This is a genomic window from Caballeronia glebae, from assembly GCF_001545035.1.
Lineage (GTDB): Bacteria > Pseudomonadota > Gammaproteobacteria > Burkholderiales > Burkholderiaceae > Caballeronia > Caballeronia glebae.
Map to the genome: position 1 here is coordinate 21,871 of NZ_FCOJ02000041.1, position 12,385 is coordinate 34,255.

The 12,385-nt window shown below is 63.5% G+C and carries 12 protein-coding genes; 6 read left to right on the plus strand and 6 right to left on the minus strand.

Annotation, left to right across the window (positions count from 1 at the left end):
- Positions 1–74: 74 nt before the first annotated feature.
- Entirely contained in the window at positions 75–455 is a 381-nt protein-coding gene (locus tag AWB82_RS24500) for a response regulator transcription factor (protein ID WP_235023424.1), read from the minus strand.
- A 216-nt stretch (positions 456–671) separates the two neighbouring features.
- Here AWB82_RS24500 and AWB82_RS24505 point away from each other — a divergent pair, with 216 nt between their 5' ends.
- Positions 672–1,883: an MFS transporter gene (locus AWB82_RS24505; protein ID WP_086971848.1), complete on the plus strand. Its 1,212-nt coding sequence runs from the start codon at positions 672–674 to the stop codon at positions 1,881–1,883.
- Between the two features lie 84 nt (positions 1,884–1,967).
- Positions 1,968–2,984: a LysR family transcriptional regulator gene (locus AWB82_RS24510; RefSeq protein WP_235023425.1), complete on the plus strand. Its 1,017-nt coding sequence runs from the start codon at positions 1,968–1,970 to the stop codon at positions 2,982–2,984.
- 25 nt (positions 2,985–3,009) lie between these two features.
- Here the strand turns inward: AWB82_RS24510 and pssA are convergent, their stop codons facing one another.
- Positions 3,010–3,624 carry a CDP-diacylglycerol--serine O-phosphatidyltransferase gene (gene pssA / locus AWB82_RS24515; protein ID WP_086971850.1) on the minus strand — a complete coding sequence of 205 codons (615 nt, stop codon included), beginning with the start codon at positions 3,622–3,624 and terminating at the stop codon, positions 3,010–3,012.
- Positions 3,625–3,794: 170 nt separating this feature from the next.
- On the opposite strand from pssA, the gene AWB82_RS24520 reads away from it, so the two are divergent.
- From AWB82_RS24520 to AWB82_RS24530, 3 genes are read left to right on the plus strand one after another with little or no spacing between them, the layout of a single operon-like run.
- Positions 3,795–4,301, plus strand: a complete 507-nt coding sequence (locus tag AWB82_RS24520) for a MerR family transcriptional regulator (protein ID WP_086971851.1) — start codon at positions 3,795–3,797, stop codon at positions 4,299–4,301.
- On the plus strand, positions 4,298–5,854 hold the full coding sequence (locus tag AWB82_RS24525; protein WP_086971853.1) for an MFS transporter: 1,557 nt from the start codon (positions 4,298–4,300) through the stop codon (positions 5,852–5,854). The genes AWB82_RS24520 and AWB82_RS24525 overlap by 4 nt, the downstream gene beginning before the upstream one ends.
- Before the next feature lie 30 nt (positions 5,855–5,884).
- Positions 5,885–6,700, plus strand: a complete 816-nt coding sequence (locus AWB82_RS24530; protein ID WP_086971855.1) for a c-type cytochrome — start codon at positions 5,885–5,887, stop codon at positions 6,698–6,700.
- A 10-nt stretch (positions 6,701–6,710) separates the two neighbouring features.
- Here the strand turns inward: AWB82_RS24530 and AWB82_RS24535 are convergent, their stop codons facing one another.
- Together AWB82_RS24535 and AWB82_RS24540 are read right to left on the minus strand one after the other, a co-directional pair.
- Positions 6,711–7,109: a RidA family protein gene (locus AWB82_RS24535; RefSeq protein ID WP_086971935.1), complete on the minus strand. Its 399-nt coding sequence runs from the start codon at positions 7,107–7,109 to the stop codon at positions 6,711–6,713.
- A gap of 27 nt (positions 7,110–7,136) precedes the next feature.
- Positions 7,137–7,961 carry an isocitrate lyase/PEP mutase family protein gene (locus AWB82_RS24540; RefSeq protein WP_086971857.1) on the minus strand — a complete coding sequence of 275 codons (825 nt, stop codon included), beginning with the start codon at positions 7,959–7,961 and terminating at the stop codon, positions 7,137–7,139.
- Between the two features lie 130 nt (positions 7,962–8,091).
- Between AWB82_RS24540 and AWB82_RS24545 the strand changes: the two genes are divergently transcribed.
- A complete protein-coding gene (locus AWB82_RS24545) occupies positions 8,092–8,847 on the plus strand; it encodes a COG4705 family protein (protein WP_407643039.1) in 756 nt (251 codons plus the stop codon).
- A gap of 70 nt (positions 8,848–8,917) precedes the next feature.
- Here the strand turns inward: AWB82_RS24545 and katG are convergent, their stop codons facing one another.
- Both katG and fae read right to left on the minus strand, forming a co-directional pair.
- Positions 8,918–11,182 (minus strand): catalase/peroxidase HPI, encoded by a 2,265-nt coding sequence (gene katG / locus AWB82_RS24550; protein WP_086971861.1) that lies wholly within the window; start codon positions 11,180–11,182, stop codon positions 8,918–8,920.
- Positions 11,183–11,556: 374 nt separating this feature from the next.
- A complete protein-coding gene (gene fae / locus AWB82_RS24555) occupies positions 11,557–12,090 on the minus strand; it encodes a formaldehyde-activating enzyme (RefSeq protein ID WP_086971863.1) in 534 nt (177 codons plus the stop codon).
- Positions 12,091–12,385: the final 295 nt, after the last annotated feature.

Here is a 12,385-nt window from a genome sequence, read left to right on the forward strand (position 1 = left end):
TTCGAAAAGACGTTCGTTGAAGTGATCGCGGCGCGCGCGACAGAACGGAGCATGCGCGGATTACGCCAAGCATTCTAATCCTTCAAAAAGCCTTGCCTGATGCGTTCCAGGCAATCGGCGACAGCGGTTCCATCGACGGGCTTGCTGAGAAAGCACACCGCGCCGCCGTCGAGCGCCTGACGGCGCGCGGCATCGGATGCGAACGCGGTGATGAACATGACCGGCACGCCCGGTTTCAGCTCGCGCAGACGTTGTTGAAGTTGCAGGCCGGACATGCCGGGCATGTTGAGATCGGTGATGATGCACGCGAGGCCGTCGAGCGGATCGGCGCCGAGAAACGCCTCCGCCGACGGATACAGACTGACCTCCCAGCCGAGCGAGCGCAACAGGCTGGAGGAGGCGACGCGGACGGATTCGTCATCGTCGATCACGGAGACTCTGGAAGGCGATTGCAAGTGCGTTGTCCTGGACCATGCATGAATGTCGGCGGGCATGAGACGGGTCCACCGCTTGGATGAAGTCATCTTACGCACGCGGCCAGCGCCGCGAAATCATCTATATGTATAGGTTTGAAGCGCACGCTTTCATCTGATGAAAACGGCGCGAGCGGCGTGTCGAGCGCGATGCGCGTCGACGCCGTATAGTCCCGTTCTGCCACTCCAGGAACCCACATGTCGACTCGAACATCGACCGCGCTCGACGGCGGCAAGCACGTCGAACTCACGCGCGGCCTGATCGCGCTTTTCGCATTCTGCTGCGGCGCGATCGTCGCGAACCTGTATTACGCGCAGCCGATCACCGAATTGATCGCGCCGGATCTGCACATGGCCGGCGGCACGGCGAGCCTGATCGTGTCGCTCACGCAGATCGGCTACGCGCTCGGGCTGTTCTTCATCGTGCCGCTCGGCGATCTGCTCGAAAACCGCAAGCTCATGATCGCGACCGCGCTCGTGTCCATCGCGAGTCTCACCGCGGCCACGTTCACGCACACGCCCGGCTGGTTCCTCGTGATCTCGCTCCTGATCGGCTTTTCGTCGGTGGCGGTGCAGATTCTGATTCCGCTCGCCGCGCATCTCGCGGCGGACGAATCGCGCGGCAAGGTGGTCGGCACCATCATGAGCGGACTGTTGCTCGGCATTCTGCTGTCGCGGCCGATATCGAGCCTCGTCGCGGGCCACTTCGGTTGGCGCGTGATGTTCGGGGCCGCCGCCGTGCTGATGGTCGGCATCACGACCGTGCTCGCCTTCACGATTCCGAGCCGTCAGCCGAATCATCAGGCGACGTATTTTCAGCTCATCGGCTCGCTCGGGCATCTCGTGCGCACGATGCCGGTGCTGCGTCATCGCTCGCTCTATCAGGCGCTGATGTTCGCGTCGTTCAGTCTCTTCTGGACCGGCATTCCCGTCGAGCTGACGCGGCATTACGGACTTTCGCAGACGGCCATCGGCATCTTTGCGCTCATCGGCGCGATGGGCGCGACTTCCGCGCCGATCGCCGGGCGTCTCGCGGACGCGGGCCACACCGTGCGCGCCACTTTCATCGCGTTGATACTCGCGGCGGTCGCGTATCTGCCTGCCGTGATTCATCCGGCCTGGGGCGTGGGCGCGCTCGTCGTGACGGGCATCGTGCTCGACTTCGCCGTGCAGATGAACATGGTGCTCGGCCAGCGCGAGATCTACGCGCTGCACGCCGCGAGCCGAAACCGGCTGAACGCGGTGTACATGACGAGCATCTTCGTGGGCGGCGCATTCGGCTCGGCCTTCGCAAGCCCGCTCTACGAGCACGGCGGCTGGACGCTCGTCGCGAGCGTCGCCACGTGCTTTCCGCTCATCGCGCTCGCGCATTTCATCGTGATCGGGCGTCATCACGCGGCTCGATCGTGAGTTTGATCCCGAACTCCGTCCTATACGCAAGGATGACGCGCCTGTATCCACGGCTGATGGCGTGACGCCCTGCTCGAACGTATCGTGAGTCCATCGCGCGGCAAGAGCGCGCCGAACACGAACGGATCGGGAGGTGAAGCGGACATGGACAAGCTCTTCAGCATGCGCGTGTTCTCGCGCGTCGCCGAGACCTGCAGCTTCAGCGGCGTCGCGAAGGACATGGATTGCAGCGTGGGCATCGTCTCGCGCGCGGTCGTGGCGCTCGAAGACATCCTGCGCACGCGGCTCTTGCAGCGCACGACGCGTCGCGTGTCGCTCACCGACAGCGGCGAGCGCTACTACCGCAAGTGCAAGACGATCCTCGCCGAAATCGACGCCGCCGACGCCGAGGCAAGCGACGCCGCGACCGTCGCGCGCGGCCGTTTGCGCGTGCATGCCGCGCCCGATCTCGGTCTCGCGCAGTTGATGTCGACGATCGTCGAATACCGGCGCGCCTATCCGCAAGTGACGGTGGATCTCAGGCTCTTGCCCGGCCTGCCGGATCTCGTGCAGGAACAGTTCGACGTGTCGGTGCTGTCGGCGGCTTCGCTGCCCGACTCGGGCAACACGTACAGGATCGTCGGACGCTTCCAGCGCGTGCTGGTCGCGGCGCCCGCGTATCTCAAGCGCCATGCGGTGGAATCGGTCGGCGATCTGCCGATGCACGCGCTCACGCGCATCAACGCGCCGTTCGCGCATCCATGCGAATGGCACGCGGAACTCGCGCCGAATACGCCCGGCAGCGCCGAAGCCGTGGATCAGATCGTGGTGAACGACACCGAGGCGATTCGCGTCGCGTTGCTGGCGGGCGTGGGCGTCGGCGCGATGCCGCATTACTTCGTCGCCGACGACATCGCGGCCGGTCGGCTCGTGCGCCTCTTTCCCGACTTTGCGCTGCTGGGCGCGAGCGTGTATGCGGTCTATCCGTCGCGCCAGCATGTCGACGCGAAGATCAGAACCTTCGTCGAGTTTCTCTCGGCGTCGCTTCAGCGAAAATTCGATGTAACCGCGAGCCGTGCGGCGCGTTCCGTGGCGAACGCGCCGCAGCTCGTCACGGCTTAGGTCGCGGCTTGGGTCGCGGCTTAGGTCACGGCTTGGGAATGCGAATACGGCTGATCATCAGCGAGCCGGAAATCGCGTAGATCAGCACGAGCGGATGCATCGTGAAGCCGCCGAGACGCACCGTGCCGAGCCACATGCTCTCGCCGATCGCGCCGGACCACGCGCCGATGGTCAATAGCAGCACGATGACAAACGACGTGGGAATGGGCGTGCCTTCGAAATGCGTGACCTTGCCGCCGCCGCCCGACATCTCTTCGGTCGTGACGTTGTAGCGCGCGAGCCGCGACACGCCGCACGCAACGAAGTACGCCAGTATCACGCGATCGTAGAAACCGCGCATGCCGAATCCGTAGCCGATGATCGCCGGCGCGACGCCGAACGAGATCACGTCGGCGAGCGAATCCAGCTCCTTGCCCAGAAGCGACGCCTTTTGACGCCAGCGCGCGATGCGGCCGTCGAGCACGTCGAAGACGAGCGCGGCGAACACGAGCGCGCACGCGAGATAGATATGCAGCACGTCCGAGTCGTCGAGATAGGACATCGACGAGAAAAGCGCGCCCGTGCCGCATACCGCGTTGCCCAGCGTGAACCAGTCGGCCAGGTGGAAATCGCGGATCATCGAGAATCGTTTGGCTTTCATGCGTTTCTGTTTTCGTGACGGTCGGGCGGCGCCGAAGGCCAGCGCCGCGAGGCTTTCAAGTCTATCATCGCGCCCTCTTTCCTAGCACTCCGCATGCCCGGCAACCTGTACGCGAACGTACAGGTTTGCGTTATAATGCGCGGCTTCGACATTGCATTTTCGGTCCCCGCATGTCCGCGACCAAGCCACCGCGCCTCACCATCCGCGACGCCGCCGAGCGCCTGCAAGTCACGCCGCGCACGCTCAAATACTACGAAGAGCGCGGTCTCGTGACGCCCTCTCGCAGCGAAGGCCGCTACCGGCTGTACAGCGAGCAGGACCTGGAACTGTTCGCGCGCATCCTGCGCCTGCGCTCGCTCGGGTTCTCGCTGCAAGGCATCGTCGAAATGCTGAAGCGGCCGATGGAAACGCTCGGCGAAGGGCGCACGGGCTATTCGGCTTCGTCCTTGCGGGAGATCGAGGCAGCGCTCTCGCAGCAGATCGAATCGGTGGATGCACGCATCGCCGCCGTGCGCCGCGAGTTGAAGGAAGCGCAGGCGGTGCGCAGCGAACTCGCGAGCGATCTCGATTATTTGCGACGCAGAATCGCGGGTGAAAGCAAGGAAGTCCTCTTGCAGGAACGCATGGCCGCGCGCAAACAGCGCAAGGCGAAAAGCGCCGGGGACCTCGAAGAATGATCGAAGCGTCATGGCGGCATCCGCGGCAGGTTGCGGAACGTTTTCTCGGCGATCTGTTTCCATGGGCGATCGCGCTCGCCACGGGCCTCGATTACTTCGACAACTCGATCTTCTCTTTCTTCACGAGCTATATCGCGGGCGGCATCAATGCATCGCCCGATGAGCTCGTGTGGGCATCGAGCGCGTATGCGGTGACTTCCGTGCTCGGTATCCTCCAGCAGCAATGGTGGATCGAGCGGATCGGCAACCGGCGTTATATCGCCGGATGCCTCTTTCTTTTCGCGGCGGGCGCGGTAGCGGCGACGTTGTCGGAATCGTCCATCGAACTCGCGCTCGCGCGCGGCTTTCAGGGCTATTTCATCGGCCCGATGATGAGCGCCGCGCGCATCCTCATCCAGACCCGCTTCACGCCGCAGACACGCTCCGTCGCGACGCGCCGCTTTCTCAACATGATCCTGCTCGGCACTTCGCTCGCGCCTCTGTGCGGCGGCTATCTGGTCGCATCGCTGGGCTGGCGCGCGCTTTTCTCGTGCACCGCGTTCGCAGGCGTCGCGCTTGGCGTGCTGGCGTTCGTCGCCGTGCCGTCGACGGGCCGCGTGCTTCCCGAGGAACGCGGCGACGCGCATCTGTGGCCGTACATCATCTTCGCGTTCGCGCAGGGCGGGCTGCAGATCGTCATGCAGCAAGTGCGTTTCGAACTGTTCAGCACGTCGCCCGTACTGATCATGCTGAGCGTCGCCGCATTGCTGTCGCTCGGCTGGTTCGTGTGGCATCAGTGGCATCATCCGAAGCCGTTGCTGCGGCTCCATGCGCTGCGCGAAAAGACGTTTCAGGTGGGCATAATGTTGTACGTCGCGTACTACTACATCAGCAATGCGATGAGCTTTCTCGTCTCGCGCCTGCTCGAAGGCGGGCTCGCTTATCCGGTGGAAAACGCGGGGCGGCTCGTCGGTTTCACGTCGATGGTCTCGATCGCGACGGCCGTCGTCTATTTCCGCTACTCGGCGCGCATCAAGCACAAGAAGTGGCTGATCATGACCGGCTTTCTGCTGGCCGCGCTGATCGGCACGTGGATGATCAACATGCCGCCCAATGTGAGCATGCCGTGGCTCGTCGCGCCGATGGTCCTGCGCGGCATGCTGCTGCTTTTCATCGCGCTGCCGGTCGCGAACGTGACGTTCCGCGTGTTCGCGATCGAGGAGTACAGTCACGGCTACCGCCTGAAGAACATCGTCAAGCAACTGACTTACTCGTTCTCGACCGCGACGATCATCATTCTCGAACAGCATCGTGCCGCGCTGCATCAGTCGCGCCTCGTCGAGACGGTCAATCCGTATAACCCGGCGTTTCAGAGCGTGTATGAAGGACTGTTCGGCACGTTTGAGCGCATGGGCCACGGCGCGGCCGAAGCGAAGAGCCTGGCGCTCGCCGAGATCGGCCGCATCGTCGCGCAGCAGGCTAACTTTCTCAGTTCGCTGGATGGCTTCTATTACATCATCGGCATTGCGCTTTGCGCGAGCGTGTTCGCGGCATGGCAGACGCGGGTCGATTGATATCACCGCACGCACAGGAGGATCGCGACGATGAAGTTCATACGTGCACTGGCGTTCGCAAGTCTGATGCTCGCCTGCGCCTCGTCGATGGCCGCGTCGCTCACGATCAACGTCGGCGGCGAGCGCTCGCTCACGACCGACCAGTTGCTCGCGCGCCCCGACGCCGCGACGATCCGCGTGCCGAACGACGTCGCGTTTCATCGCACGATGACGTATCGCGCGGTGCCGTTGCGCGCGCTGCTCGGCATCACGGAACTGCCCGCCGGCAAAGAGCTTCAAGTCACCGCCAGCGACGGCTTCGTCACGCACTTCTCCGCGAAGCTGCTGTTCGGCGCCGCGAAGAAGCGCGCCGAGCCATGGCTCGCGATCGAGTCGCCGAACGAGCCCTGGCCGCAAGCGCCGGGCGGCGCGGACATCGGTCCGTTCTATGTCGTGTGGATCGATCCGGCCGCATCGGGGGTCACGAGCGAGCAATGGCCCTTCAAGGTCGAGGCGATCCGCATTGCGCCGACGCTCGCCGCGCGGTTCCCGCAGATCGCCGTCGACAAGACCGTGCCCGCCGACTCGCCGGTTCGGCGCGGCCTGACCGTGTTCACGGCGCAATGCATGGTCTGCCACAAGCTGAACGGCGCGGGCGATGCATCGGTCGGCCCGGATCTGAATCTCCCGCATAATCCGACCGAATATTTTCAGCCGTGGGTGCTGAAGTCGTTCATCCGCAATCCGAAGTCGATTCGCGCGTGGGCCGACATGAAGATGCCCGGCTTCGACAGGAACGCTATAAGCGACAGCGATCTCGATGCGGTCATCGCCTATCTCGGCTATATGGCCAAGCGCAAGAAGTAAGCGGGTGCGCTCAGGCCATCGCCGCCACGCAATCGATTTCGATGTCGAAACCGCCCGGCCACGCCGGCACGTTGATAAAGATGCGCGCCGGCGGATTCGGTCCGAAGAAGCGCCCGTAAACCGCGTTGACGACGCCGAACGCATCGACCGACGTGCAGTAGACATTGCACTTCAACACCTGATCGAGCGACGAGCCCGCCGCCTCGACGCATAGCTTCAACTGCTGAAGCACGAGCTCCGTTTGCCGCTCGATAGTTGCGTCTGCAACTACTTCGCCGGTCTCGGGATCGAAGGGCGGAAAGCCCGACACGTAGACTGTATCGCCGTGGCGCGTGACGGCGGAAGTCGGCGCCTTGAAGCGTTCGAGCCACGTCGAAAGCGGTTCGACGCGGATGATTTCGCGAGCCATGTTCATCGTCTCCCGTTTCTTGAAGAACTACGCGCGCCCGTCGAAAATTCCGTTGAGGTCGTTGCCCGCCGCCGCATCTTTGAACCCGTCGAACCGGCCATCGGCGAGTCCTTGCGCGGCGCGCATGAATCCGCCCCACGCGGCGCGCGCGAGCCCTCCGCCGACACTCACGCGCCGCACGCCGAGCGCGGCCACATCGCTCAAAGTGAATTCCGACACGCCGCCGATCAGCAGATTCACCGGCTTCGGCGCGACCGCCTTCACCACGGCTTCGATCTGCTCGCGCGTCTTGATGCCGGGCGCATAGAGACAATCGGCGCCGGCATCGGCATACGCTTGGAGACGCGCGATGGCGTCGTCGATATCGGGCTTGCCCGCGAAGAAATTTTCCGCGCGGCCGACGAGCAAGGTGTCGCCGCCGCTCGCATCGATCGCACGTCGCGCCGCCTTCATGCGCGCCACGGCAACGTCGAGCGAAAACAGCGGCGCCGATGCATCGCCCGTCGAATCCTCGATCGACAAGCCCGCGACGCCCGTTTCCACCGCGAGCTTCACGCTCTGCGCGACCTCGTCGGGCGTGGCGCCAAAGCCGCTTTCGAAGTCGGCGTTCACGGGCAAATCGGTAGCCTCGACGATCTCGCGCAAATGAGCGAGCACCGCGTCGCGCTTCACGTGATTGTCCGCGTAGCCTTTGGACCATGCGAAGCCCGAACTCGTCGTCGCGAGCGCCTTGAAGCCGAGCGTCGCGAGATAGCGCGCGGAACCGGCGTCCCAGGGATTCGGCAACATGAAGCAACCGGATTCGTGCAGCGCGCGAAAAGCGGCGCGTTTCTCGGCGACGGTGCGGGGCATGGCGTGTCTCCTGTCGATGAACGGGTCAGAACGTAGACAATACGCGATCGTCCGAAAGCGCGCTCGTCACTAAGTCTCTCTTAAGCACTTGCCCACTACGCTTGAGTCTTTCCCTCGCATGAGAGACGGCATGGAGCACACAAAAAATGCGCTCGCCAAGGTTCCCGAGCTGACCCTGGCGTTCTGGATCATCAAGATAGCGGCGACGACGCTCGGCGAAACCGGCGGCGACGCGCTCTCGATGTCGATGAACCTCGGCTATCTGATGAGCACGTTCATCTTCGCGGCGGTGTTCGTCGTCGCGGTCATCGCGCAAATCAGGGCCGACCGGTTCCAGCCCGCGCTCTACTGGATCACGATCCTCGCAACGACGACGGTGGGCACGACGCTCGCCGACTTCGCGGACCGCTCGCTCGGCATCGGCTATGCGGGCGGCAGCGCGATCCTGCTCGCGTTGCTGCTCGCATCGCTCGCGGTGTGGCATCGCGCGATGGGATCGGTGTCGGTATCGACAATCGCATCGCCGAAAGCGGAAGTCTTCTACTGGGTGACGATCATGTTCTCGCAGACGCTCGGCACCGCGCTCGGCGACTGGACCGCCGACAGCGCGGGCTTCGGCTACACGGGCGCGGCGATGATCTTCGGCGGCTTGCTGTTGCTGATCGTGCTCGCGTTTTACTTCACGAACGTGTCACGCACCGTGCTGTTCTGGAGCGCGTTCATTCTGACGCGGCCGCTCGGCGCCGTGGTCGGCGATTTTCTGGACAAGCCGGTCGCGAGCGGCGGCCTCGCGCTGAGCCGCTACGGCGCGTCCATCGCGCTCGTGATGTTCATCGTCGTATGCGGCTTTCTGTTCAAACAGCGGCCCGCGCGCGTGGCGCACTGACGCGCGCCACAAAAAAGCGGCGGCCCCGAAGGACCGCCGCGCTGCCTGCAACTTCAATCAACGTTACTGCCTACTTCTTCAGATCGAAGCGGTCGAGGTTCATCACCTTCGTCCATGCCGCGACGAAGTCGTTGACGAACTTCTCCTTGGCATCGCTGCTCGCATAGACTTCGGCGAGCGCGCGCAACACCGAATGCGAGCCGAAGATCAGATCGACGCGGCTGCCGGTCCACTTGCGCTGCCCGGACTTGCGATCGCGCCCCTCGAACACATCGCGCTGCGACGACATCGCCAGCCACTCCGTGTTCATGTCGAGCAGATTGACGAAGAAGTCGTTCGTCAGCGTTTCGGGCTTGTCGGTGAAGACGCCGTGCGCGTTCTGTCCGGCGGACACGTTCAGCGCGCGCAAACCGCCGATGAGCGCCGTCATTTCCGGCGGCGTCAGCGTCAGCAATTGCGCCTTGTCGATCAGCAGCGCCTCGACGGGAACGCGCACATTGGACTTGACGAAGTTGCGGAAGCCGTCGGCCACCGGTTCGAGCGCCCCGACCGAAAGCACATCCGTCTTGTCCTGCGAGGCGTCCATGCGGCCCGGCGTAAACGGCACCGTGACCTTCTGCCCGCCCTTCTCCGCCGCCTTCTCGATCGCCGCGTTGCCCGCCAGCACGATCAGGTCCGCTATCGAGATCTTCTTGCCGCCGGATTGCGCTCCGTTGAACTCTTTCTGAATGCCTTCGAGCGTCGAGAGCACCTTGCCGAGTTGTTCCGGCCCGTTCGCTTCCCAGTCCTTCTGCGGAGCGAGGCGAATGCGCGCGCCGTTCGCGCCGCCGCGCTTGTCGGAGCCACGGAACGTCGATGCCGATGCCCACGCCGCCGACACCAGATCGGCAATCGGCAGCCCCGACGCCAGCACTTTCTGCTTGAGCGCCGCGACGTCTTCATCGCCCACGAGCGGGTGATCGACCGCCGGAATCGGGTCCTGCCACAGCAGTTCTTCCTCCGGCACTTCCGGTCCGAGATAGCGAGCCTTCGGGCCCATGTCACGATGCGTCAGCTTGAACCATGCGCGCGCGAAGGCGTCGGCGAACTGGTCGGGATTCTCCCAGAAGCGCTTCGAAATCTTCGCGTACTCCGGATCCAGACGCAGCGACAGATCCGTCGTCAGCATGGTCGGCTTGATCTTCTTCGACGCATCGTGCGCATGCGGCACGGTCTCGGTCGAATCCTTGGCGACCCACTGATTCGCGCCCGCCGGGCTCTTCGTCAATTCCCATTCGTAACCGAACAGGTTTTCCCAGAACCCTTGACCCCACTTCGTCGGCGTAGTGGTCCAGGTGACTTCGAGACCGCTCGTGATCGTATCCGCGCCCTTGCCGCTGCCGTAGCTGTTCTTCCAGCCGAGGCCCATGTTTTCCAGATCGGCCGATTCCGGCTCCGGCCCGACGTTATCGGCCGGACCCGCGCCGTGCGTCTTGCCGAAGGTGTGGCCGCCCGCGATCAGCGCGACAGTTTCCTCGTCGTTCATCGCCATGCGCGCAAACGTCTCGCGGATGTCGTGCGCCGCCGCCAGCGGATCGGGATTGCCGTCCGGACCTTCCGGATTGACATAGATCAGACCCATCTGCACCGCGCCGAGCGGGTTCTCCAGGTTGCGGCCGCCGTCGGTGCGGCTGACTTCCTCGCCGTGCTTCTGTTCGTCGGCGGTGATCACGCCCTGATCCTGATCGTTACCGGCCGCGCCCTTTCCATAGCGGACATCGCCGCCGAGCCAGGTCTTTTCATTGCCCCAATAGACGTCCTGATCCGGCTCCCATGTATCTTCGCGGCCGCCCGCGAAGCCGAAGGTCTTGAAGCCCATCGTTTCGAGCGCGACGTTGCCAGCGAGGATGATCAGATCCGCCCACGAAAGTTTCTGACCGTACTTCTGTTTGACGGGCCACAACAGACGACGCGCCTTGTCGAGGCTGACGTTGTCGGGCCAGCTATTGAGCGGCGCGAAACGTTGCTGACCGCGGCCGCCACCTCCCCGGCCATCGCCGATGCGATAGGTGCCCGCGCTATGCCATGCCATGCGGATAAACAGCGGACCGTAGTGACCGAAGTCGGCAGGCCACCAGTCCTGCGAATCGGTCATGACCGCCGCGAGATCGCTCTTGACGGCGGCGAGATCGAGGCTCTTGAATGCTTCGGCGTAGTCGAAGCCCGAGTCGAGCGGATTCGACTTGCCGGAATGCTGATTCAGCAAATCCACCCGTAGTTGCCGCGGCCACCAGTCACGGTTCGTCGTACCGGTGCCGGCAGCATGCGTAAACGGGCACTTCGATTCGTTTGACATGCGTTATCTCCTTGCGAGGACGTACCCACTAGGACTAGTTCTTCTGCTACTCACTACCTTGGCGTCAGGTTCATGCTTGCGGCGCTGCACGGACCTGGTCCGATAAGGGATTTCGCGGCGTGCATCGGGCGATGCATGGTTCGTCCCGACAGCCTGTGCATCTTAAAAAATACGTGAGAGCGGCGCTCAATAGAATGCGTTTTTTGCAATGCCGCCGATAGGTGACGGCTATAGAACCGGACATGCTGCAGTGCGGGATCACGAGCGGCGGTGCGCGGCGACTCGCGTGAGCTGGTTTCGTCATGAAAGCGCGCAAGTCAACGCGCGTTTCAGTCTAGCAGCGTCTCGCAAGCTTGGCAGCGCGCCATGACGGATCAGCTCCAGTCGTCCATATCGTGCTTGATGCTGTGCCGATTCGCGATGAGTTCCTCCACGCTCGGCTCGTTGCTCATCGCGCGCTGAATGGCAAGTTTGGTCGCTTCGTAATTCGTGCGGTACATGTCCTTCTTGTCGAGATTCGCGTCCGTCGCGCAACGCGGATCGATCCACACGAGGCTGATGATGCACAAATCGATTGCCTGATCCTTCGGCAAGATACCTTCGATCAGGCAATCGACGACCGCATCCGCGGTTGCGGACTGCACCACGCCGCCGAACAGGTCGATGTTCGCCATGTCCTTCAGCGTCACCTTCGGCACGATCATCGTCGCCGGGCGCACCATCTGATTGCAGGCGCGTATCGCGAACATGGCGGTGTGTCCTTTCGACTGCGCCATCATGTTGGCGAACGCGTGACCGACCGGCCCGTCGACGCGGCCGATGAGAATTTCGGGCATCGCGTCGGTCGTTTGTCCCGGCGCCGCCAGCACGGTTGCTTCGCCTGCGCGGAACTTCAGATCCACACTCATGATCACTCTCCTTTCGGGGCTGAACAATGGTTCGATGAAGCGAAGGGAAACCCGCTTGCAAGGACGATGCCATCGCCGCCGATCCAGCCGCGACAGGGTCGCGCGGCAAACCGGCGGCGACAGTCTGCTCTCGCCGCGTGACACACTGTGCGGGACGGCATTTTCCCTGTCCTCCCTGTTTCGGGTGGGGCTACGGTCAGGCGTGCGCACTTAACGTGGCAACGTGCAGCTCGCACTTCGGTGGCAACGTGCAGCTTGCACTCCGCGCGAGCGAGCGCGGCGAAAACCTGTTTTG